Annotated in this window: 21 protein-coding genes; 15 read left to right on the top strand and 6 right to left on the bottom strand. The window is 52.3% G+C overall.

Annotated elements, in window-relative coordinates; all coding sequences use genetic code 11:
• Window positions 1-104: 104 nt before the first annotated feature.
• On the bottom strand, window positions 105-1,253 hold the full coding sequence (locus tag NOU37_04400) for a GAF domain-containing protein (protein MCQ4574466.1): 1,149 nt from the start codon (window positions 1,251-1,253) through the stop codon (window positions 105-107).
• A 533-nt stretch (window positions 1,254-1,786) separates the two neighbouring features.
• Here NOU37_04400 and NOU37_04405 point away from each other — a divergent pair.
• Together NOU37_04405 and NOU37_04410 are read left to right on the top strand one after the other, a co-directional pair.
• Window positions 1,787-3,064, top strand: a complete 1,278-nt coding sequence (locus NOU37_04405) for a hemolysin family protein (GenBank protein MCQ4574467.1) — start codon at window positions 1,787-1,789, stop codon at window positions 3,062-3,064.
• A gap of 13 nt (window positions 3,065-3,077) precedes the next feature.
• Window positions 3,078-4,055, top strand: coding sequence for a CNNM domain-containing protein (locus tag NOU37_04410; protein ID MCQ4574468.1), 978 nt, complete (start codon window positions 3,078-3,080; stop codon window positions 4,053-4,055).
• A gap of 131 nt (window positions 4,056-4,186) precedes the next feature.
• On the opposite strand, the gene NOU37_04415 is transcribed toward NOU37_04410, so the two are convergent.
• Window positions 4,187-4,936 (bottom strand): nucleotidyltransferase family protein, encoded by a 750-nt coding sequence (locus tag NOU37_04415; GenBank protein MCQ4574469.1) that lies wholly within the window; start codon window positions 4,934-4,936, stop codon window positions 4,187-4,189.
• Window positions 4,937-5,271: 335 nt separating this feature from the next.
• On the opposite strand from NOU37_04415, the gene NOU37_04420 reads away from it, so the two are divergent.
• The 4 genes from NOU37_04420 to sat all read left to right on the top strand — a co-directional run bounded on the left by NOU37_04420 (window position 5,272) and on the right by sat (window position 9,001).
• The gene (locus NOU37_04420; GenBank protein MCQ4574470.1) at window positions 5,272-5,718 is read left to right on the top strand and encodes an Rrf2 family transcriptional regulator; all 447 of its coding nucleotides are present in this window, start codon (window positions 5,272-5,274) and stop codon (window positions 5,716-5,718) included.
• A gap of 73 nt (window positions 5,719-5,791) precedes the next feature.
• Window positions 5,792-7,489: an adenylyl-sulfate reductase subunit alpha gene (locus tag NOU37_04425; GenBank protein MCQ4574471.1), complete on the top strand. Its 1,698-nt coding sequence runs from the start codon at window positions 5,792-5,794 to the stop codon at window positions 7,487-7,489.
• Window positions 7,470-7,817, top strand: a complete 348-nt coding sequence (locus NOU37_04430; GenBank protein ID MCQ4574472.1) for a 4Fe-4S binding protein — start codon at window positions 7,470-7,472, stop codon at window positions 7,815-7,817. Before NOU37_04425 ends, NOU37_04430 begins: the two co-directional genes overlap by 20 nt.
• A 2-nt stretch (window positions 7,818-7,819) precedes the next feature.
• A complete protein-coding gene (gene sat / locus NOU37_04435) occupies window positions 7,820-9,001 on the top strand; it encodes a sulfate adenylyltransferase (GenBank protein ID MCQ4574473.1) in 1,182 nt (393 codons plus the stop codon).
• A gap of 70 nt (window positions 9,002-9,071) precedes the next feature.
• Here the strand turns inward: sat and NOU37_04440 are convergent, their stop codons facing one another.
• The 4 genes from NOU37_04440 to queA form a co-directional block, all read right to left on the bottom strand.
• Window positions 9,072-12,116 (bottom strand): S41 family peptidase, encoded by a 3,045-nt coding sequence (locus NOU37_04440; protein ID MCQ4574474.1) that lies wholly within the window; start codon window positions 12,114-12,116, stop codon window positions 9,072-9,074.
• 105 nt (window positions 12,117-12,221) lie between these two features.
• Window positions 12,222-13,172: an N-acetylmuramic acid 6-phosphate etherase gene (murQ, locus tag NOU37_04445; protein ID MCQ4574475.1), complete on the bottom strand. Its 951-nt coding sequence runs from the start codon at window positions 13,170-13,172 to the stop codon at window positions 12,222-12,224.
• A gap of 298 nt (window positions 13,173-13,470) precedes the next feature.
• Window positions 13,471-14,712, bottom strand: coding sequence for an anhydro-N-acetylmuramic acid kinase (locus tag NOU37_04450; protein MCQ4574476.1), 1,242 nt, complete (start codon window positions 14,710-14,712; stop codon window positions 13,471-13,473).
• 94 nt (window positions 14,713-14,806) lie between these two features.
• Window positions 14,807-15,865, bottom strand: a complete 1,059-nt coding sequence (queA, locus tag NOU37_04455; protein ID MCQ4574477.1) for a tRNA preQ1(34) S-adenosylmethionine ribosyltransferase-isomerase QueA — start codon at window positions 15,863-15,865, stop codon at window positions 14,807-14,809.
• Between the two features lie 265 nt (window positions 15,866-16,130).
• On the opposite strand from queA, the gene mraZ reads away from it, so the two are divergent.
• The 9 genes from mraZ (at window position 16,131) to murF (ending at window position 23,401) form a co-directional block, all read left to right on the top strand.
• The gene (gene mraZ, locus NOU37_04460) at window positions 16,131-16,571 is read left to right on the top strand and encodes a division/cell wall cluster transcriptional repressor MraZ (GenBank protein MCQ4574478.1); all 441 of its coding nucleotides are present in this window, start codon (window positions 16,131-16,133) and stop codon (window positions 16,569-16,571) included.
• A 12-nt stretch (window positions 16,572-16,583) separates the two neighbouring features.
• Window positions 16,584-17,474 (top strand): 16S rRNA (cytosine(1402)-N(4))-methyltransferase RsmH, encoded by an 891-nt coding sequence (rsmH, locus tag NOU37_04465; GenBank protein ID MCQ4574479.1) that lies wholly within the window; start codon window positions 16,584-16,586, stop codon window positions 17,472-17,474.
• Between the two features lies 1 nt (window position 17,475).
• A complete protein-coding gene (locus NOU37_04470) occupies window positions 17,476-17,796 on the top strand; it encodes a hypothetical protein (GenBank protein ID MCQ4574480.1) in 321 nt (106 codons plus the stop codon).
• On the top strand, window positions 17,786-17,977 hold the full coding sequence (locus tag NOU37_04475) for a hypothetical protein (protein ID MCQ4574481.1): 192 nt from the start codon (window positions 17,786-17,788) through the stop codon (window positions 17,975-17,977). Before NOU37_04470 ends, NOU37_04475 begins: the two co-directional genes overlap by 11 nt.
• The gene (locus NOU37_04480) at window positions 17,967-18,299 is read left to right on the top strand and encodes a hypothetical protein (protein ID MCQ4574482.1); all 333 of its coding nucleotides are present in this window, start codon (window positions 17,967-17,969) and stop codon (window positions 18,297-18,299) included. The genes NOU37_04475 and NOU37_04480 overlap by 11 nt, the downstream gene beginning before the upstream one ends.
• A gap of 131 nt (window positions 18,300-18,430) precedes the next feature.
• Complete coding sequence (locus tag NOU37_04485) at window positions 18,431-20,134, top strand: penicillin-binding protein 2 (protein ID MCQ4574483.1); 1,704 nt, start codon at window positions 18,431-18,433, stop codon at window positions 20,132-20,134.
• A 25-nt stretch (window positions 20,135-20,159) separates the two neighbouring features.
• The gene (locus tag NOU37_04490) at window positions 20,160-21,689 is read left to right on the top strand and encodes a UDP-N-acetylmuramoyl-L-alanyl-D-glutamate--2,6-diaminopimelate ligase (protein MCQ4574484.1); all 1,530 of its coding nucleotides are present in this window, start codon (window positions 20,160-20,162) and stop codon (window positions 21,687-21,689) included.
• A gap of 77 nt (window positions 21,690-21,766) precedes the next feature.
• A complete protein-coding gene (locus tag NOU37_04495) occupies window positions 21,767-21,979 on the top strand; it encodes a hypothetical protein (GenBank protein MCQ4574485.1) in 213 nt (70 codons plus the stop codon).
• A gap of 30 nt (window positions 21,980-22,009) precedes the next feature.
• On the top strand, window positions 22,010-23,401 hold the full coding sequence (gene murF, locus NOU37_04500) for a UDP-N-acetylmuramoyl-tripeptide--D-alanyl-D-alanine ligase (protein MCQ4574486.1): 1,392 nt from the start codon (window positions 22,010-22,012) through the stop codon (window positions 23,399-23,401).
• Window positions 23,402-23,403 lie beyond the last annotated feature (2 nt).

Here is a 23,403-nt window from a genome sequence, read left to right on the forward strand (position 1 = left end):
CTGGTTTGCATCCAGCCGTCAGGGGATCCGGTATGTTTAGGGGACGTGACCCTTCAGGGGAGATTATGGGCGACGCGTGATATCTGTCTGTGTTGTCTGAAAGGTCAGGGTTCCTCGTGGAAGATTCTGTCACCGTAGATTGATTTGAGAAGTGACGGGTCCAAGCCGTTCAGGGCCTCGTATACTGTATTATCATATAAATCCTTTTTAACTTCTTCGCCCAGGTAATCGACTACCTTCTTATGGGATAAGGCCCGCCGGTAGGGCCTGTCTATTGCTACGAGGGCGTCGTAGGTGTCTGCTAAGGCGAGTATTCGTGCAATAAAGGGCATTTCACGTGCCGTGTGTTTTTTGGGATAACCGCTTCCGTCGAGCCTTTCGTGGTGCATGGTGGCGACCGCGGGGATATCATGCCATTCTTCGGGCCAGTGCATCTTGTAGAGTATTTCTCCGGTATGGACTGCATGTAGTTTGATAGTGGCATACTCATCGTCGTCAAGCCTGCCGGGTTTTAGGAGTACGGCATCGGGCACACCGATTTTTCCTATGTCATGAAGAAGTGCGGCATATCCGATGACAGCCAGTTCATTTTCCGAAAGCCCCATTTCTTGAGCGAGCGACAGACACAACCTGCTTACACGGACCGAGTGTCCTGCCGTGGCGGGGTCCCTTTTGTCAATGGCGCTGGTTATCATCTCAACGGCGCTTCTAAAGGTCTTTTCTCGTTCCTTATACAGCTGGGCGTTTTCAATGGACACGGCGATGTATGACGCAAAGGTTTCCACGAACTTCTCGTCACCGGCCGTAAAGTGCGGTTGCTTATTGACAAGCTGTATAATCCCGATTATCAGATTTTTCTGGTTTATGACGGGTGCGGAGAGCATGGAACGTGTTTTGAAGCCGGTTCGAGCGTCGGAGCCTTTATCAAAGAACGGGCACTCGTTGACATCCGGGCAGTTATGGAGTTTCCCCGTCCTGGCCACGTGCCCTGCGGCCCCCGACCCGATAGGCAGTGTGATTGTTTCTGTCGCCAGCCCATGGGCGATGTAGCTGGTCAGGATACCCTTTTTTTGGTCGACCAGGTACAGGGTGCCGCGTTCGGCTTTGGTGATTTGTGTGGCTTCGTCTATGATATCAAAGAGAAGCCGGGGCAGGTCCTGAACCTGTAGTATCTTTGGAGGGTTAAAGACGGACAGAAAACTGCCGAGAGTCTCCTGCGCGCTGGATGTGTCAGAGTCGCCTTTTAGTTCCATCGGTGGCCCTTCGAGGACCATTTAAGGAAATCATCATATTCACGAGACGATGTCTTATTGGTCATCTAATCAACAAGTCCCCCGGCAATGCCCCCAGAGACAGTTACTTGGACAAGGACGGCGCCTCAGAATGCGCGAACGGCACAGGCACCACGATACGTAAATAACTTATAATGGATAAATGCCCCTTTGTCAAGTTAAGATTATGCATAACCCTATTGAATATTCAAGTCAATTCATATATATTTAGTCTATAATGCTGCAAATTTGGTTGCCTGGCTTCATAATGTATGGCATCTGAAGAACTGTAGGGCCGCCCTGTTTAGCTCTAATGTGCCGTAAGGCCGTGGGTGAGCCCGGGTATAATGGGCCAACTTTGCAAGAATACGTGCTTTTCCAGGTGCCTCACATTATGATGAAGGACGACGGCAAATCATCCTCTGATCCCTTATGTAGCCGCTTTTGTACCTCCGGGGATGAACTGACATCTTCAAGGCCGAGGCCCTGCATAGGTCGGGCAGGGGGACGATAAAATGGAAGAAGGCAGTAGATTTTTCCTTATGGAATGGTTGGGCGTATTCTGTCTGATGGGGGTTCTGCTGTTTCTCTCCGCCCTGTTTTCCTCCTCAGAGACGGCACTCTTTTCACTCGGCAAAGAGGATATAAAACGGCTTAAAGGGGAAAACACCCGCATCGGCAGTATATTAGCCGGTCTGACAGGCTCTCCCAAAAGGCTTCTCATAACCATCCTGCTTGGTAATACCGCCGTAAACGTTGCTTTTTACAGCATTTCCTTCGGTCTGTCCCGGGAGATATTGAACTCTGGTACGCCTGATGCGGCGTTCTGGGCGTGGATGGTCGGCTTCGGCAGCCTTCTGGCGGTCATTGTCCTAGGTGAGGCAATACCGAAGAGTGTTGCCGTACGGATTCCCGAACACCTGTCCCGCCTTGTTGCCGTACCAATATCAATCTTAGAGAAACTCCTTCTGCCCGTCCGTGTCCCCATTACCATGATACTGGACGGTCTTGGAAAGCTCTTTGCCGGGGGGGGAGAAAAGGAGCCCTATATCACTGCAGAGGAACTGAAGGTGATGCTGGCCCTTAGTGAACGGCATGGTGTGGTTGACACCAGGGAAAGGACCATGATACATGCGGTGCTCGATTTCGGCAGGATGCGGGTAAAAGACGCAATGGTTCCCAGAGTGGACATGACGACCTTTGACATCTCCGACTCCGTGGACGACTTTCTGGCACTCGTACGCAAAACGAAACACAAAAAGGTACCCGTATATGAAGGAAGCAACGACAACATCCTTGGCGTGGTCTACGCCAAAGACGTATTTCTTAACCCGGGCGAGGACCTTAGAACCATGATACGGGACGTTACTTTTGTGCCGGAGACAAAGACCATAGAGAGCCTTTTGAGGGAGTTCCGAAGGGAACACCAGCAGATGGCTGTCGTCGCCGATGAGTACGGAGGTACGGCAGGGCTTATAACCCTGGAGGATATCCTGGAAGAGGTGGTGGGCGAGATTCAGGACGAGACAGAACGCTATGAAGAGCCTATCAGGAAGCTTGGAGGAAAGAGATACATGGTCCATGGGAGTATAAGTCTTATGGACTGGTGTGAAACCTTTGGTGTAGAGCTGAACCCGGTCGCGGACACCATTGGCGGTTACGTTGTGTCTCTGCTGGGGCGCATACCCCAGAAAAACGACTCGGTAAGCTACAAAGACATAGTCTTCACCGTTAAAGAGGTTAGGAAGAGACGCATTACCAGGCTTCTGGTCGAATTTGTAGGAGAAAGGTAGTCAGTTTAATATTATGCCGGCAAATATATACATATTACTGTTTGTAGGCCTCTTGTTCTCGTTCATATACGCCGCAACGGAGACGGGCTTTTATTGTCTTAACCGAATCCGCCTGAGATACAGGGAAGAAAGGGGCTGGTGGACGGCCGGGGTTATAAACCGGATGCTTAACGACCCGCAGGGTATGGTCTGTACCGTGCTTATCGGCAACAATATTGCCAACTACGTTGCCGTTGCAGCCTTCACGTATATAGTAGCGGCAAGGGTCTCGCAGGTTAAGGCGGAGTTGATTGCCACCCTTATGCTCACCCCGGTTATCTTGATATTCTGTGAGATCTTGCCGAAGACCATCTTCCAGAGACACGCCGACAGTCTGCTCTACAAGGTGATACCCGTTGCGGACGTTTCTTATAAGATCTTCCGCCCCTTTGTCTTCCTGCTCAGGGTGATAAGCAGGCTGCTGCACCTGTTTCTCAAGGGGCTAGAGGCGAAGGAGAGCCCCTTCTTCAGCCCGCAGCGCCTCAGGTATTTCCTGGATGAGGGCGCCGAAGAGGGTGCCGTGTCCGTGTACCAGAGCACAATGGCTCGGAACATCATGGACCTGGGAAATACTCCCGTGAAAGAGGTCATGATACCGCTGGAAGAAGTTACCATGGTGCCTGAAACCGTGGGGCCAAAGAGCCTGAAGAGTATGGCCAGAGAGAAAAAATTCTCCCGTATACCGGTATATGACAGGGAGAGGACAAAGGTAATAGGGATAGTAACCCTTCTTGAATTTCTTATGGAGGGTAAGGCGCAGGGCGGTATACATAAATTCGTGCGGGCGGCTACTTACATCAGTGCGGACACACCGGTGGATGACGCGTTGATGAAACTCCGCCTTTCCAGGCAGCGGATGGGTATTGTTACCGGTAGTGACGGTAAGGCGGCGGGAATCATCACAATGAAAGACCTGGTGGAAGAGATTGTAGGCGAGCTTAGTGTGTGGTAACGGGTGTTTTGCTCAGGCAGTCAGTTTATGTTCAATATGTCATTCTGAACCGAAGCCCTGAGCGTAGCGAAGGGGCAGCGAAGAATCTAGTTGATGTAGGATGCATCTTGACGCACCCTACAATGTACTTGTTACCGGGGCAGTCCGTCCTTCAACTTCTCGTAGCTCTCAATATCTCCTACATCGTAACACCCGCCCTTGAATATATAGCCGTATACGGGTCTGCGCTCGAGTAGCCAGGCGATCAGGTTGCCCGGCGCGTCGGTATCGTTCCCCTCATAGATGTATTCGGCCACCAGCGGCAGCGTGTCTTTCCGGAGTATGTACAGCGGCGGGACGGCCAGTTCCGAGACGGGCTCGGCGGGTTTTTCCTGCATAAGAGTGATTCTGGAATCCTCGTCCATCAGTATTACCCCCGTGCGCCTGAGCCTTTCGGGATCGGTAACCCTGTGGACGGCTACCACGTCGCCTTTCTTCTTCTTAAGAAAGGCGTTTGTGAAATCACTAAAACTCAGGTCATAGATGTTGTCCCCGCCGATTATCATCAAATCGTCCCGGATGTTTTTTTCGGTTATGACCAGATGAATGTCTCTGATACTGCCGAGACGTGTCTCGTTGGTAATCGTTCCGTCGTTTATCAGCTCTATTTTTTTCCTGGATGACGGGCTTAATTTCCCGTGCCACCCCGCGAAGGCGTCATAGAATTTATGGTTGGTTACAACATAGATTTTATCTATATTGCGGACCGCCGTGACCTTTCTTATCAGGTAGTCCATGAGCGGCTTGCCGCCCACGGGCAACAGCCCCTTCGGCATGTCCTCCGTCAGAGGGTACATCCTCGTCCCGTACCCCGCCTGTAGTATCAGCGCCTTCATCACCATTTATGGGCCTTTATATAAAGGTTTGACGAATCGGGCAACTACAAAATCTTTCTGAAGGGGCAATCCCAAAGACTGTAGTGGTCGAGCCGTGCCGGGGGCAGGTCTGCCCGCCAAAATGATTGGCGGACTTTCTGCCTCTAGCATAATTTATCTCGCATGTGCGACACAAGGTCGCACGCTACATCATTGTATACAAGCAGAGTAAACTCTGCCGCTACAATGACAATCGCAGAGGATTCTTATGGTCTGGTTTTGGAATGCACGAAAATTCATTTGACAAAATTTGTAGGAAATTATAGAATTTGTTTACTTTCTTTTAGAGTTGGTCAAGAATAGTGAAATTATCGAATAAAACAGAGTATGCCATATTGGCTCTTATGGAGCTAGGTCAAAGGTACGGAAAGGGTTACGTGCTTTCGCGCGAGATAGCCCGCTCCAGGGAGATTCCCACGTCTTTTCTTGAAAGGATATTGCTGAACCTCAGAAACGCGGGCCTGGTAATGAGCCACAGGGGCGCAAACGGCGGCCACTGTCTGGCGCAGGACCCGAAGGACATTAGCATTAAGGAGGTTATAGAGATATTTGAGGGCTCTCTGGCACCGGCAGATTGTGTGAACGAACGTTCACAGATGCCTGTGTGCCACATCGCCGCCTGCTGCGTGATAAAGGACCTGTGGCAGGATATGTACGATGCCATGCTGGAAAGCATTGAAAATGTGACACTTAACGAGCTTCTTGTCCAGGAAAGACAGGGCCAGGAAGCGGCCATGTACTATATTTAATTTTTATTTCTGACATTCTTGATTTAGTTTGCGGAAAAGTTGAAAAAGTATGCCGGAGGATTTTTCGGAGCATATGGTGACAACGGAAGTAGTTAACATTGAGACTGACATACTGATAATCGGCGGAGGTGCTGCGGGCTGTTTTGCTGCCGTGGAGGCCAGGACGCTGGAGCCCGCGGTCCGTTGTCTCATCATGGAAAAGGCGCATATTGACAGGAGTGGCTGTCTGGCCATGGGGCTTAATTCAATAAACGCCTACCTGCACCCGGGGCAGAGCCCGGAGTCGTATGTCGACTATGTGAAGAAGGAGTTCATGGACGTGGTGAGAGAGGATCTGGTGCTGAGTATTGCCGAGGGGCTCAACGACGTGGTGAGGAAGGTCGAGGAGTGGGGGCTGCCTATAGAGAAGGACGATGAAGGGAGATACATACCCAGGGGCAGGCGTGGCGTAAGGGTGCAGGGTGAGCGGCTTAAACCCATCCTGGCGGAGGCCGTCAGGAGGAGCGGGGCCGAGGTGCTTAACCGCGTGGCGGCCACCAATCTGATAGTCTCCGGTGGCAAGGTGGTGGGTGCATTTGGCCTGGGTGTAAGGGACGGGCGTCTCTATGTTGTGAAGGCGAAGGGTGTGATCGTGGCGGCGGGCGGCGCCTCAGGTATCTACAGGTCTGTTAATGATGGCTGTGGCAGACATCTTATCTGGTATTGTCCCTGGAACGTGGGCACGGGTTACGCCGTTGGTATCCGTGCCGGCGCAGAGATGACGAGTTTTGAGAACCGCTTTATCGCCCTCAGGGTGAAGGACGTTCAGGCCCCTACGGGCACGCTGGCGCTTGGTGCCGGTGCAAGGCAGATAAATGCACGAGGAGAGGCTTATTTAGACAAATATGATGAGGGTCATCCTGTCAGGAAGAGCAGCACTTATTTTAGATTATTTGCCACCATGCGGGAGAATGCCGCGGGCAGGGGGCCTTGCTATCTGGACCTGGGACATCTGGGCAAAGGCAGCAAGGAGGAGGGGCGGTTCAAGGTGGACCTGCTCAATATGAGCCCCTCAATGGCGCTCCTGTGGGCGGGGCGTGATGGTGGTGACGGCCGTTTTGAGATATCGGGCAGTGAGCCGTATGTAGTGGGCGGGCATGGTGAGGCCGGGTACTGGATAGACGTTAATCGTCGGACGACGCTGGCCGGACTCTATGCGGCGGGCGACGTTGCCGGTGGTGCGCCCAAGAAATACGCAAGCGGCTCGTGGGTGGAGGGCCGTATCGCCGTCAAGACCGCGCTTGAAGAGATACGGTTGGTAGAGACCCCGGAGGTTGATGCCGGTAGTGTGGAGAGAGAGAAAGAGCGGGTAACAGCACCCATGAAGAGGGACGGGGGCGTAAGCCCGCAGGAGATGGAAGAAAGGCTTCAGAAACTGATGGACGAGTACGCAGGCGGGCTTTCTACACGGTATGAACTCAGTGAAGAAAGGCTCCTTATCGCCAGAGACCTGTTGTCGAGGCTCCGTGGCCAGAGTGACTTATTAAAGGCGGGCGACTGTAGCGAGCTCATATCGGCTATGGAGGTGGTGGACCGTATAGACGTGGCCCGTATGGTGGTAGAACACCTGTTATACAGGAAGGAGACCCGTTGGCCGTACTCACAGAGCCGTCTCGATTATCCGGAGAGGGATGACGGCCACTGGTTAAGGTTCGTGAACTCGGTTATGGATGCAGATACCGGGGATATAAGAATGGTAGAGCGAGGGTTGAATGGTAACGATAGACTATAAGGTCTGTAATCGCTGCGGTGACGCCAAAGAGAAGCTTTGCGAGCGTATATGTCCGGGTAACCTCATTACACAGGATGAAGACGGGTGGCCCGTGGTGCGGCCGCTTGAAGACTGCTGGGGCTGTACCGCCTGTGTAAAGGACTGCCCGGTAGGGGCAATAAGCATGCGGCTGCCGTTTAAAATAGAGCAGGATGCCGGTGCATTTCTAAATGCAAGTGTGAGAGGTAATAAAACCTTTTGGACCATAACGGACGGCCGGGGGAAAAAGGAGGAGTTCTCCCTGGAGGAGGTAAGGAAGTCTGTTTCTTACAAAGGAGGGATTGAGTAGCGATGACAATAGAACCCCATGGTGGAAGACTTGTAGACGGGATTGTTCGCGGTGCCGCCAGGGCGGAGATGTTAGACAGGGCGACAAAAGAGATGAAGCGGCTGAGGCTTGCATCTCAAGAAATATATGACGTTGAGTTGATTGCAACCGGCGCGTTTAGTCCTCTTGAGGGATTTATGTGCAGGGAAGACTACAACAGTGTCGTGGACACCATGCGGCTGGAGAATGGAACCGTCTGGACCATCCCGATTGTCCTTACCGCCAGTGAAAAAGAGGCCGGCAACTTTAAGGAGGGTATGGACCTTGCACTGGAGGATGAAACGGGCACGGTGCTGGCGGTGTTGCACCTCCAGGAGAAATTCCAGTATGATAAGGCGAAAGAGGCCCTGGAGGTATACGGAACAAGTGACGATAAGCACCCCGGTGTCAACCGCCTCTACAATAATGGTGATGTGTTGCTGGGCGGTAAGATAAGCGTGCTCAATCGGCCCAAGCACAATGATTTTATTAAATACAGGCTGGACCCGGCGGACACAAGGGAGTTCTTTCGAAAGAAGGGCTGGAGGCGGGTTGTGGGTTTTCAGACCCGGAACCCGGTACACAGGGCGCATGAGTACATTCAGAAATGTGCGCTTGAGACGGTGGACGCGATGCTCTTACACCCGCTGGTGGGTGAGACGAAGGAGGGTGACATACCGGCCGAGATAAGGATGGCCTGTTACGAGGTACTGCTGGAAAAATACTATCCGAAAGACAGGGTGGCCCTGTCGGTTTTTCCTGCGGCCATGCGATATGCAGGGCCCAGAGAGGCCATATTTCACGCCCTGGTGAGAAAGAATTACGGGTGCTCGCACTTCATAGTGGGCAGGGACCATGCAGGCGTAGGAAATTATTACGGCAGCTTCGACGCCCACTACATCTTTGATGAGTTTGACAGGGAGGATATAGGCATTGTGCCGCTGTTCTTCGACTATACCTTTTACTGCAGGAGCTGCTACGGAATGGCCTCTTTCAAGACCTGCCCGCATGATTCAAAGCGCCATGTGGCACTTAGTGGTACCGAGGTAAGGAGGATACTTGCGGAGGGTCATGCCCCGCCGTCTTCGTTTACCAGGCCCGAGATAGCCAAGATCCTTAGCGCGTACTACAGGTGTGAGTCGGAATACCATAAGCAGCCCAGCTAGAGCGAAACCTGGTTGAGCCTTTCTTCACGCGGATGTCACCGGGAGGGGGTGGGCGCCTCAGCCGGCGTCGTTACTGTAGCTCTGATTCGCCTGTCTCGCCTATTCCCTTTACGAGAGCAGTCTTTGCGCTGGTGACAAAGCTTTTAGTGGACAGAAGTCCTGAGGTGTCTCTGGCTACAACGGTAATGTTATTTGGCCCTTCTTCAAGGGACACCTCGGCCTTAAATTCCAGCAATTTTGTCTCTGTGGCATTCTCCGGGGTGTTCAGGTAGACTTTATCGTTATTTACCAGAACGTAGACGTGCTTTACGCCGTCTTCGTCAAAAACCTCGCCGGAGATAACTATTCTAGGTGTTTGAGTCGGAGTGGGCGGACGTTCGATTCCTATAACGGGCGGGGCATGTTGAACGTAAATTTTCACTCTGTCTTCCACCGGGACTTGTGCGCTGGTCTCGGCCACGTCTCTGGCAACTACCCAGCCCCAGCCGCCGTTGGAGAGCTTTACCCTGTACCAACCCGGCACGGAACCGTCCGACTTAAGGACGAAGCCTTTGTTCATTTCGCTCATTATGGGTGCGTCTATGGACCGGCCACCGTATACAGATGCTTCATCTTGAACAACGATTAAGTCTCTGGATTCCTCAGCCAGCAATGGGACCGCCTTGGGTTCCAATATGGGGAAGGTAAGTTTATCCGTAAGGTATACACCGTAGGTCAGATCGGTTATAACAAGGTCCACGGTGAACTCATTTGCCTCTATGTTTTCCCTTACGTGGAAACGCAAGGATACGGTCTTATTCTCCCCGGGCGCAAGTTCGCCCAGCTCCTTAGAGCCTTCTTCAACAAAGACCTCTTTATGGCTCAGTTCCCTGAGGGTGACCATGTTTTTGGAGCTATTGCCTTCTCCCACGTTTTTGACGGTTACCAGCAGGTCTATGTGCTCACCCTTCTGTATAAGGCCGTCGTCATTTGGTCCGTGACCGTTAGAGCCGCTTTCTATGACCTGGTACGAGTAAGCGAACCTGGGCCTCTTCTGGGCGACGGTGGTCAGGTCTCCGTGGAGGTCTTTCGGGATATAGCCGTTTAGTTCATTAAATTTGATAATGAATTCGTCACTTCTATCGAGGGCGCCTTTCGGCATCTCTATTTCATTTGTGTAACTCCTGGTCTCTCCCGCGTCGATCTTTCCCAGAGGGAATTCCAGTTTGTCCAGCAGTGGGTTCTTTGACTCAGAGACGGCAAACATTCTATAAAGGGCACCGTCTCTTTCGTTGGTAACACTGATGGTGATAGAGGCTTTTTCCCCGGCCATAATCCTTTTGTCAAAGGGGTCGGTCTCCAGTGAGACGGTGGGTCTGGGCGTCTCTGTGCTCTTTCCCTCGGACCAGTCTATCCCCGCCTTTTCGAGTGCGGCGACTATGTGTTCTTCTTCGCTTTTTTGCAGGTCTTCAAGTGTGGCCCTCATGTCTTCCAGCATCTCCTCACTTCTGGCGAAGTTTGTACTCTTTAGGAGTTCTTTTGACAGCTGGACCTGGCGGTCGTTGGCCAGGTCGGTCGGTTTATATGGGTCCTCACCTTCCAGCTTTTCATCCTCGGGCGCGTCTTGAGGGGTCTTTAGATAGCGCAGTGTCGCCAGGGGTTCTTCCTGGATGCTGGGAGTGCCGCGCAAATGTCCCTCCATGTCCGACTCTCTTATTGTGTCTGAATTGCCCTTGACAAGAAATATCTCGTCCTTTCCCACGGCCACCGGCACAAGTGAGATATCGGGGGTCACGCCTATAGTCTGGATATCTCTGTATAAAGGGGTGAGATACTTTGCAATGGTGAGTTTTAACGCCGAACCGTCTGCCATATCTATAAGCTGCTGGACGGTGCCTTTCCCGAAGCTTCTGTCGCCTACAATAACAGCCCTGCCGTTTTCCTTAAGGGCGGCCGCAACTATTTCCGCTCCGGAGGCGCTGCTGGAGTCCATAAGTACTACTATGGGGCACGTGAGCACGTCGTCTTCCGATGGTTCAGCCACCTGCACTTCGCGGCGTCTCTTCCCCGGCCCTGTCGTCACTACTATTACCCCGTCCTCCAGGAACCTGTCTGATACCTTTATGGCCTGGTCAAGCAACCCTCCGGAATTGTTTCTCATGTCGATGATCAGGCCTCTGATCTCACCGTATTCCGATTTCAGTTCATCGAGATGTATGTCCAGGTCTTCGGCGGTGTCTTCCTGGAAGCTCCTGATTCTTATGTACCCCAGACCTTCGCCAAGGGGCTGGGCCTCGATGCTGGGCAAGGCTATTACCGCCCTTTTGATTGGGATGGTTTCGGGTTTAGAGGTCTTGTCTCTGTGTATATAGAGGGTGACGTTCGTGCCGGGCTCACCCCTCAATTTGCCTACGGCTTCAAAGAGAGACATGTTGACCGTGGACTCATTGTCTATTTGCATGATCTTGTCACCACGTTTAAGGCCTGCCTTATGGGCGGGGGTACCCTCAATAGTTGATATTACGGTGAGATACATGTCCCTTATTCCGACTACCATGCCCAGTCCGCCAAACCTCCCTGAGGTGCCTATCCTGAATTCCTTGTATTCCTTCGGTGGGAGCAATAAGGAGTGTGGGTCAAGGTCGGTGAGGATGCCGTTTATGGCCGTATATTCAAGATCCTCCGGTTTCGGGTCGTTCGGTTCCGGGCGGTTTGCCTGGATAAATACCAGGGATTCCCTGAGCGCCAAAAGCATGTCGTCAAGGGTCTCTATGTTTTCGGTGGACAGTTCCTTTCTTGCCCCGCCGCTCGATATCTCTATTGTGTCGGATGCTTCGGAGGTCGTTACTAAGACGCTGGGCAGCAACCTTTCTGTCCAGGACAACGCCTCAAGCAGCATATGCTTAGGCCGTACATTGTCCTGGTCTACATAGAATCTCTCGATATAAGAAGTTACAGCCCCGGACAGCCTGTATTTAGACTCGCCGTCGGAACTGTACCAGTCCATAAAGAATGCGCTGCTCGGTCTGGCCAGTATTGCCAGAAACAGCACGATTGATAGAAGAAAGGCTATGCACAGTGGTTTGGAGGGATTCTTGAATGTGAAGAAACTTCGATTGTTACGCTCATTCAACATACAGCATAGGGACCTAAGGTTATTGCTCCTGTAGGAGGCCGGGCTCGTTGAAGGGAAAATCAACGGCTTAAGTCGCTACTATACTACGGCTAATAGCTGTTTTTGTCAAGAAAAACCATCCATGGCATCCCTCAGGGAACCTTCTGATTCAGAGAGTCTTTTTCGTGCGTTCGTGTAGGGAATATCAAGCAGGTGCATTAATATAGCCGTCTTCGTCCCTCCATGGGCCTCTTCCAGGAGCCGTCTTGCCCTCTGCCTGGACAGGCCCGTTACACCCATTATTATCCGCTCGCTGCGGTCGATGAGCTTGCTGTTTGTGGCGTGCAGGTCTACCATCAGGTTTCCCCATACACGGCCGGTCTTTATCATGGCGGCAGTGGTTAACGTGTTCAGGATGAGCTTTGTGGCCGTACCCGCCTTCATTCGTGTGGAACCCGTAATCACCTCCGGTCCGGTTACGGGCCTTATGATGACGTCAACGTCAGTGCCTGGTTTGGTATCGGGGTTACAGGTGAGGAAGACGGTCCCCGCCCCTAATGCGCTTGCGGTCTTCAGGGCGGACTGCACGAACGGGGTGGTGCCTCCTGCCGCAATCCCCACCACCGTGTCGGCGTTCTTTACCCCCGCCCGATGGATGGCCCTCCTGCCCTCTGAACGGCTGTCCTCCGCCCCTTCGACGGAACGGAACACGGCCTTCCTGCCCCCCGCGATGATGCCCTGTACAAGACGGGGCTGGGTGCCGAAGGTTGGAGGTATTTCCGAGGCGTCTAAGATGCCCAGCCGGCCGCTTGTCCCGGCCCCCGCGTAAAACAGGCGGCCTCCGTTCTTGAACGACTTTACCACTAACGCTACGGCACGCGCGACGTTCTTGCGCTCCTTGCGGACGGCCCCGGATACTGTCGCGTCCTCTTTGTTGATTGCGTCTACTATCTCCAGGACGCCTTTGGTGTCTATGTCCTTCGTCCCTGGATTTTGCTTTTCCGTCAATAGTCCAGACCGGTCGACTATACGTCTGGCGCCGATGGGCATTTTTTTCGACCTTTTTTTATTAGGCATTATTTTTTTCTTTTCATAAACACTTGCATGCCGGTTCCAGATGTCATTGCGAGCGAAGCGCGGCAATCTCACAAACGAGACTGCTTCGAGACACACCCCCTCGCAGTGACAGGCAGGGGTCAGAGATTGCTTCGTCCGTCCGCCCCAAAAATGGCGGATTTCCAACCTTAGACGGACAACGTGCCCTTACAGATTACATCATTTTGTAGGCGCTTAATTTCAAGCTCTTGTATAAAAGACCTCATAAATGGGGTAGCTACAACATTGTGTGCCGCAGGGACGACGCGGCAGGTTACCCCTACATATGTATAATGTCTTTCCAGTTTCTCCCGGGTATGATTTTTCCCAACACCACCCTCTCGCGTGCCCCTGTTGCGTTGGGGATGTTGCCGGGGTTTCCGCAGATAGTCTCGTTGGCGAGTACGGCAAAACTCAGGGGCTCCTTCGCCTGCGAAGGTATGCCAAGTTCATCTATGGTACGCACGGGAATTGTCGCAAGAAATTTTTTGAGGAATTTCATCAACGTATAATTTTTGCTCCCGCCGCCGCAGAGTATTACCTCCGATATCTTGTGCCGGGGCGTTATAAACCTCTTGTAACCCTCTGCGATTGACCTTGCGGTAAAGGCGGTTACCGTGGCCAGTATGGAGAAGTCATCGCAGGAATTCGAGGTTGCTTCCTTATATAATTTATCGGTGAATTGCGTCCCAAAATCCTCTCTACCCGTACTCTTTGGCGGGATTACCGCAAGATACGGATGGTGCATGAGCTTTGAAAGAAGCGTCTCGTCTACTCTGCCCTTTTCCGCCAGTCGGCCGCCGTCGTCGTAATTGTGTTTACCGTCGGTGATTATTTGTGTGACGCGGTCCATTATCATGTTGCCCGGACCGGTATCAAAGGCGATAACGTCGTTTATGGTGCAGTCGTGCGGCAGGAAGGTGACGTTTGCTATGCCGCCGACGTTCTGAACGGCCCTTGAGATTGTGGAGTGTCTGAGCAGGATGTAGTCCGTGTACGGGACAAGCGGCGCGCCGCTCCCTCCGGCGGCAACGTCTCGCATCCTGAAGTCCGCTACGGTGGTTACGCCGGTCTCCTGTGCTATGACGGACGGCTCTCCTATCTGCAGGGTGAAGGAGAATGGTGTTTCGCCCGTTTCATTATTATAGTTGTTTTGCCGCAGTTGTTGGCGCGGCCTGTGGATGATGGTGTGGCCGTGTGAGCCTATCAGGTCTACCTCTTCTAACGGGACGCCGGCCTTTTGCGCCACGTCCCTTGCGGCACCGGCAAAGATCCTGCCCAGGAGCACGTTTAATCTCGCCACGTCTTCTGCCGGCGCCCGTGTCGTGTTAGTCAGGGCGAGGACGGTCTCTCTAATGGGTCTTTCATAGGGATAGGTCTCGCAGGCCCTGAGCTCTACCCGGGTATCGAGGCAATTCCCGGCAATCTCTACCAGGCATGCAGACACGCCGTCGGATGACGTCCCGGACATAAGCCCGATTACATTGTGGGGTCTGTCCGCTGGTTCTGCTTCTGCTTTCATCGTTTGTCAGAGTATGGTCTGCGTTCCCGTGTTGTGACCTTCTGCAATAACAGAAGAGCTTATTGCGTATTTGCGGACGAATGTCAACGGATTTCTAGAGTATTAGCATCGCATCACCGTAACTGTAAAACCTGTAGCCCTTCTTTTCCGCCTCGGCATAGGCTTCCAGGATTTTGGTCCGGCCCGCGAAGGCGGCCACAAGCACGAGCAGTGTTGTCCTGGGCAGGTGAAAATTGGTTAGTAGCGCGTCTACCATCTTAAACCTGTACGGGGGATGGATGAATAAATCGGTCCAACCTTTGGATGCCTTTAGCTCGTCCTCCTGTGCGAGTGTCTCAAGGACACGGCAGCACGTTGAGCCGACTGCGACGACTCTCCCACCCCGCTTGCGCACATCGTTCAACCTCCGGGCGGCGTCTATGTCCAGCTCGTAGTACTCCTTCTCCATCTTGTGACGGGTTATGGCAGACGACCTTATTGGCATGAACGTGCCCAGGCCAACGTGGAGCGTGATATGGACAACCTCTACACCTGTCCGTCTGATACGCCCCAAAAGCGGCGGCGTAAAGTGGAGTCCCGCGGTGGGCGCTGCAATAGAACCGGGCTTGGACGCGAAGACAGACTGGTATCGTTCCATGTCCTCAAGCAAAAAGGGGTCGTTGCCGGGGTGACGTTTTATGTATGGAGGGAGAGGCATCCGGCCGACCTTGTTTATTATCTCCCAGACCGTGTCGTCGGATTCAAAAACCATGACCCATTCTCTGGATGACAGCCTCTCCACCAAGGTCCCTCTCAACGACTCCCCATCAAAGAGAACATCCTCCCCCGCAGAGGGCTTACCCCTTGTTTCAAGGAGGATCCTCCATCTTCCCCGCCCTAACCTGTTCACCAATAATACCTTCACGGCGCCCCCGGTCTTCCTGCTGCCAATCAGCCTGGCGGGTATGACCTTGGAGTCGTTCAACACCAGCGCGTCCCCCTTACGTAAATAGCGTACTATATCTGAAAAGCTGCGGTGCTCCCGTTTCCCCGTGGCCCGGTTAAGTACCATAAGTCTCGAGGCATCTCTCTCGGGTAACGGGTGCTGGGCTACAAGTTCCTTGTACAGTGGATAGTCGTAGAGGTCGGTTGTGTGATCTGGATTGGTGTTCATAATACTTCCTATTGTATTACCTTATCGTGGTGGTGGCAAATAACGTTGGAAGTTTTTGAAAAAATTTTATTGGAAAATGTGCTATATATTGTACGTATCCTCCAACGTTAACAACATATATGGGTAGTCTAAAAAGTCCGTACAGAAAGTACTTGACTATGAGAGGAATGGCAATAAACTTCTGGTGGTTCAAAGTGGTGGAAAGTGGTTTGGTATCCCATGATGAACAAAAGAGTAGTTAAAAAAACAATTACAAAAAACAGAAATGTTTAACGGCAACTACAAGCATGTACTTGATGAAAAGAACAGGATTGCCATTTCCTCGGCGCTCAGGGAGTGTGTTTCGAAGAGGGACGGCAAGGGGTTCTACATCACTCGTGGACTGGAGGGATGTTTGTTTATGTTCCCTCCCAGACTTTGGGACGACTTTGTGACCGACAATGTCAAGAAACTTCCTTTCACCAGCAAGAGGCGCAACTTTGAACGCGCATTTGTCGCACATGCCTTCAAGATTTCATGTGACCCTCAGGGCAGAATAGTCATCCCGCAGTCCCTTAAGGAGTATGCCAGTTTGGGAAGGGATGTGATGCTGGTGGGTACGCTGGACAGGATAGAGATCTGGGATTACGCCAGGTGGCAAGCCATGGACGAAGACAACACGAAGAACCTGGACAAGTTGGCTGAGGACTTATACAGCGGGAGTTAATAAAGAGTCTTTATGCAGCTAGAGGCGCCTCCTCATCGACCGGTGATGTTAAAGGAGGTGCTCGAGTGGTTGAGGCCAGGGCCCGGGCACGTAGTGCTTGACTGTACGGTAGGTGTTGGGGGTCACGCTGCGGCCATATTGAAAGAGTTAGGAACGGAGGGACTTCTAATTGGTGTGGACAAGGACGAAGAGGCGCTAGAGATGGCGAAAAGATTTCTCACACCTTTCAAAGAAAACGTTCGGTTTTTTCACGCAGACTACCGGGAAGCGGGGTCCGTTCTGGAAGAGGCAGGTGTAAAGGGGGGTATGGTGGACGGGATACTTCTTGACCTTGGAGCGTCATCCTTACAGCTTGACTCACCGGAACGCGGCTTCAGTTTTCGACACGAGGGTCCCCTGGATATGAGGATGGACACCTCCGGTAAGATGACCGCGGCGAGCCTTATAAAGAGACTGTCGGAGAAAGAGCTGGTGGAGGTTTTCAAGCGGTTTGGCGAGGAAAGATGGTCCAGGAGGATAGCTAGGGCGATTAAGAGAGGGGCCCCGGTTAAGACCACTACCGAACTGGCAAATCTTATCGAGAGAAGTGTTCCCGGGAGAAGGGGCAGGATACATCCGGCCACCAGGATTTTTCAAGCGCTTCGTATAGCGGTGAACCGGGAGCTTGAGAGCCTGGAGTCTTTTCTTGAGAACTGCTACGGGTTTCAGAGGCCGGGGGGCCGCACGGTGGCAATAAGCTTTCAGTCGTTGGAAGACCGTGTTGTGAAGCATGCCTTTCTGAAGAGTTCTCGCGCCGGCACTTACCGTATCCTTACCAAGAAACCGGTTCGGCCCTCTCAGGAAGAGGTTCAGGAGAACAGACGCTCCAGGAGCGCAAAACTACGGGCGATGGAGAAACTCTGATATGGCGGTAATTCGTATCGTAATCTTTCTATCTGTTACTACCGTGATGGCGATGGCGGTGTTGTGGCATGCCAGGCAGACCATAAGCGCGGGGTATATGATAACTACCCTGGAGAAGAAAAAGACCATCCTGGCGGAAAGAAACCGTATGCTGGAAGGGCAGATAAGCGCGCTAAAATCTCCGGGAAATATATTGAAGAGTATGAACGCAATGGGTCTCGGGCTCCTGCCTCCCGGCGATAAGAGTGGTGAAGTGGCAGGTGTCGTTATTAAGAAGTGGAACGGGAATGGTGGAAAGGTTGGGGAAAAGAATGTCCGTTAAATCAATGGTCAGGCTGGGCGTTCCGTGTCAAAACTGCGAGAGCAAGGAGTACTTCTTTACTGAAAAGCAGTCCGGGTACGGTTTTGTGTCGGACCTGAGACTTTGGACCTGTGTTAAATGCGGACGCACATTCGGCTACACCACAGAAGAGATACTGACGGAAACCGTAAATGAAATATAAAGATTTTTCAGAGAGCGCGAAACTCTTTGGCGTGCCGGCTACTGAGAAGCATTTTGAGGATGCGGAGGAATTTATTGCGAAGTTCGGCGGAGAACTCAATATGGCGGCGAAGGCCTATCTGGATAGTTCTCTGGCAAAGTGCAGTCCTGCCATTCTGGTTGAAACGGTTTCAAAGGTACAAGACGACCCGTATGCCAGCGTGAATTACCTGGACGGCATACTGGTCTATGCATTTATGTCCGGGTTTCTCGCAGGTAAGGGCCGTTTCAGGGAGATTGAAGACTATAAAATGAAACAGCTCTTAGAGAACGGGGACGTTTAGCCGGTAAAGGTATAGATGGAGGTGTTAAAGGAAGTAGACTGCCCGTGTACAGCAGCATGATTAAATTTACTGTGTAGTGTCTAAGCAGGGTGTCTTATTAATGACAATAACTAATAAGTGAGGATTAGGGAGTGAGATCCTATATATTTATCATCGCTTTATTTGTTATATATTCTGTTCTAGCCTTCCAGCTTGGCCGCATTCAGCTTGTTGAACACGATAAGTACCAGAAGCTGGCTGACAGACAACATTACAAAAGGGTTGAGATACCCGCACTCCGGGGGGCCATTCTAGACCGCAACGGTAAGATACTGGCGCACTCCATTGAAACCAATTCAATATACGCCGACCCAAAGGAGATAGAGGACAAGCCCCACACTTCCAGGGAACTTGCAAATGCGTTGGACCTGGACGTCTCGCGCGTACAAAAGGCGCTTGACAGGGACAAAAGGTTCGCATGGATAAAGAGGCAGGTCAGCAAGAAGGAAGCACAGGCGGTTGAAGAACTGGCCCTGGCAGGAGTAAGCATACAGAAAGAGAGCAGGCGGTCGTATCCTTGTGGTAAGCTCCTATGTCATATATTAGGTTTTGTAGACATTGACGAGAGCGGGCTTGAAGGCGTCGAGTTCACCTTCAACACCGAACTCTCAGGCCGGCCCGGTTATAAGGTAATTACCAGGGACGGGCTGCAGCGTGCCATCTTTAGCGCAGAGAACCCCTACGCCTCACCCGTCAACGGCGACAATCTCGTACTTACCGTTGACATCACCATACAGCATATCCTGGAAGAGGAGCTGGATAAGGCGTTTGAGAAGTGGAAGCCCGTTTCTGCTACCGTTATAGCCATGGATCCCGCCACAGGCGAGATCCTCGCGTTATCAAACCGTCCAACCTTTGACCCCAATCTTTTCACCATTTCCTCTGCAGACCAGAGACGCAACAGGGCCATTACTGACAGCTATGAGCCGGGCTCCATAATGAAACCCCTTGTGGTCAGCGGCATATTGCAACGACGTCTGGTCAGCCCGAAGGACGTGATCTTTTGCAGCAACGGTGTCTACAAGATTGGAAGAAGGACGTTGCGGGACGTCCATTCCTACGGGAACCTGACCGTGGAGGAGATTGTTATCCACTCAAGCAACATCGGCATGTCCAAGCTGGCGGCAAAGAACAGTATCAGGGGGTTGTACGAAGACCTCAGGGGCTTTGGCCTTGGCAGGCCAACGGGCATAAGACTTCCGGGGGAGGTGGGAGGTATTTTGAGGCACTACAAAAATTGGACCAGCTATTCCACTGCCTCGGTTGCCATGGGATACGAGGTTGCCGTAACACCTTTACAGATGATTACTGCCTATTGCACCATTGCCAACGGTGGGACGTTGCTGAGGCCCAGAACGGTAAAGGCGGTAGTCGATGGTGATGGCAGGATAAAAAAGCGTTTTGGTCCGGAATCTCGCGGCCGGATGCTCGACAGTGAGTTAGCTAATGGCGTGATGACCCCCATACTAACAAGGGTTATTGATGAAGGCACCGGCAGGAGGGCTGCGATTAAAGGTCATAAAGTGGCGGGAAAGACCGGCACCTCCAAGAAAATCAAACAAGGCGGAAAAGGTTATAGAGACACGGGCTACATAAGCTCATTTATAGGCTATGCACCTGCGGAAGAGCCTAAGATATGTGTCCTGGTAATGGTAAACGAACCTCACGGCCGGGCGTATTACGGTGGCACGGTAGCGGCGCCGGTAGTGAAGGAGATACTCAGAAGGTCGCTTAATTACATGAAGAGCACGGTTTCTCAGGTTGAAGGCAGTGATGTAGGCAAAAAACTTATTTAGTGGTTTTGTGGAGAGGCCAATATCTATGAAACTGACGGAGCTTTGCAACCATCTTGTGGGGGCGCAGTATCGCGGCCCCTGTGACGTGGACGGTGAGATTACCGGAATATCATGTGATTCAAGAAAGATAGAGGACGGGAATGTGTTTGTGGCCATTCCCGGTACCCGCGTCGACGGCCACGATTTTATACATGAGGCACTGACCAAAGGGGCAGCGGCCGTGGTGACGGAGAAGAGAGTTTGCCTGCCCGAAGACGTTCCCCACATTACCGTGCCCTCGTCAGCGGTTGCAGTAGCCAGACTCGCATCCGGGTCTTACGGTGAGCCGTCGAATAAACTGTCGATTATAGGCGTAACCGGCACGAACGGGAAGACAACCACCGCGTACCTCCTTCATTCTATGCTGATGGCCTCATCGAAGAAGGCGGGTCTGCTCGGGTCCGTCCATTATCAGGTAGGGGACAGGTTAATTGATTCTACGCAGACTACCCCGGACCCTGTTGAGCTCCACCGCCTGTTGCACAAGATGGCTAACGCGGGCACCACTCACGTGGTTATGGAGGTGTCGTCTCATGCCCTCACCCAGCGCAGGACGTACGGGATAGAATTCTGTGGGGCCGTGTTTACCAATCTGGCAATGGACCACCTGGATTACCACTCGAACCTGACCAATTATAGAGACGCAAAGGCCGAGCTTTTCAGAAATCTCCCGGTGGGGGCTTTTGCGGTATTGAATCGGGATGACCCCGCGAGCCTGTATTTTAGTCTTCAGACCGACGGCAGGGTGTTCTGGTATGGTTTACGTAGCGGGTCGGGAGTAAGGGCAAAATTGATAAACCTCGATTTGGATGGAATGTGTATAAGGCTTTCTGACGGGCAAGAAGAGGTGATTGCAAGCACAAGGTTGATGGGCAGTCATAATTTATGCAATATCCTTGCGGCCTCAACGACAGCGCTGGCCCTGGGCGTGAGCCTTGAGGAGGTGAAGGAAGGCATAGAGTCACTGACACTGATACCGGGCAGACTTGAGAGGGTGGCGGTCGCAGATGGATATTCTGTCTTTGTCGATTATGCCCATACGAGCGACGCCCTTGAATCGGTGCTGAATGCGCTCAGGCCTCTGGTGAAGAACAGGTTACTGCTGGTCTTTGGCTGTGGTGGTGACAGAGACAAGGGCAAGAGGCCGTTGATGGGTAGTATTGGAGAGAAGCTTTCAGATTATTTTTGGATTACGAGTGACAACCCCCGTTCCGAGCGGCCCATGAGCATAATAAAGGACATAGAGAAAGGCATACTCGGCAAGGATTACGGTGTGGAGCCCGACAGAAGGCGGGCAATAGAAGACGCCGTCAAAGAGGCAAGGGATGGAGACGTGGTCCTCGTCGCGGGCAAAGGCCATGAAAGGGTGCAGGTCCTTTCCGACAGGGCAATCTGGTTTGATGACCGGGAGGTAGTGCGGGAGATAGTCAAAAGGAACGGAGGGGTGTGTAGCACCGCCGGGGAAGAAACAACGTCTAGGGAGCAAGAGGCGCGTGTGGGTGTATCTGTGGCCTAACGGGTTGAGTGGAGTACCCGAAGGGGTGCTCCTGGAGGCATCTATAACCATTTAGAAAGGCGGAGGAACACCTTAACATGATACTACAATGTCAGGGATGTAATAAGGTAAAGAGGTTTGGTGAATGGATAGAGGTTCCGGAAGAACTCTGCAAAATAATGGAAGACATAAAGGTAATCAAAATGCTTTGCCCGCAGTGTCAAGGAGACGTGTTGCTTATGCCGTCGTTAGGCGAGGCGGTGTTAAAGCGTTCGGGAACAGACGTTATTGATACGGTATCGTTTGCGTAATGCTTGTTAACTAATGGAGGGGTAGTGGTTATGGAAGCCCTTTGGGGTTGTGAGATATTAGGCGCCGTTAAGGGAAAACACATGGGGGGCAGGAAGGACGCCCTCCTGAAGGGTGTTTCAACAGATACGCGCCACATAGAACCGGGAGAGTTGTTTGTTGCCCTTAAGGGGAAGAATTACGACGGGCATGATTTTGTGGGGGAGGCGTTAGAGCGCGGGGCCGAAGGCATACTCGTTTCCAGAAAATATAAGGGCGACCTGCCGGAGGACGTGCTGGTCATAAAAGTAAAGGATACGACAAAGGCCCTGGGAATGTTGGCCAGGTATTATAGAGAAAAGCTCCCCGCAAGGGTTGTTGCCGTAACGGGCACAAACGGCAAGACGACCACAAAGGACATGCTGCATCATATCCTCTCCCCCGCAGTCAACATGGTGAGCACGCCCGGGAATCTTAATAATCTTGTAGGCGTGCCGCTGAGTTTATTCCAATTGGAACCCCACCACGACGTTGCGGTTATTGAAATGGGCACTAATTCCCCGGGTGAGATGCTAAAGCTTTCCTGGATAGCTCAGCCTGACATAGGTGTGATAACAAACGTCTCGGAGGCGCATCTTGAGGGTCTTGGCAGCATAGAGGGAGTGGCCAAGGCCAAGTCCGAGCTGCTGGAGAATCTGCTGCCCGGTGGGGTCTTGATATTTAACGCGGACGATTTTTGGTGCAAGATGATTGCGAAGGGGTTTCCGGGACGAAAGATGTGTTTTGGCATCCATGAGCCGGCAAATATAAGAGGCTGTGACCTGGAGGAGAAAAAAGACGGGCTGAGCTTCAGTGTCAACGGCAGGCACCCGGTTTACATCCCCTTTTTGGGAATACACAACGTATACAATGCCCTTGCCGCCCTTGCGGTGTGTTATGAGCTCGGGCTCAATATGGGTGAGCTGGCCCGGGGCTTCAAATCCTTTGAATCTGCGCCGATGAGGATGGAGAGGCGCAGGGTCAAAGGGATAACCATAATACTGGATGCGTATAACGCGAACCCGTCCAGCATGGAAAGGGCCCTGGAGGAATACTCCAATATGAAGGTGTCGGGGAGAAGATTTTTTGTTTGTGGTGACATGGCCGAACTGGGTGAGGAGTCACTCAGGCTGCACAGGGCGTTGGGCCGGAGGATTGCCAAATCGGCCGTGAACTTCCTTCTCGCGACCGGAGAACATGCAGGCACGGTTGCCAGGGCGGCCAGGAAAGGAGGATTCCCGGGAGAAAAGGTGATGGTCTTCGACAGGGACAACGGGCTCTGTGACTTTGCAACTGCAAAGCTTAAGAAGGGCGACGCCGTACTCATTAAGGGTTCCAGGGATATGAGACTCGAGGAAGTATGTGAGAAACTGATAAAGAATCTCAGAAGGAAGGTGGCCGTTTAGAC

The sequence above is a fragment of the Candidatus Bathyanammoxibius amoris genome, from assembly GCA_024451685.1.
Lineage (GTDB): Bacteria > Planctomycetota > Brocadiia > Brocadiales > Bathyanammoxibiaceae > Bathyanammoxibius > Bathyanammoxibius amoris.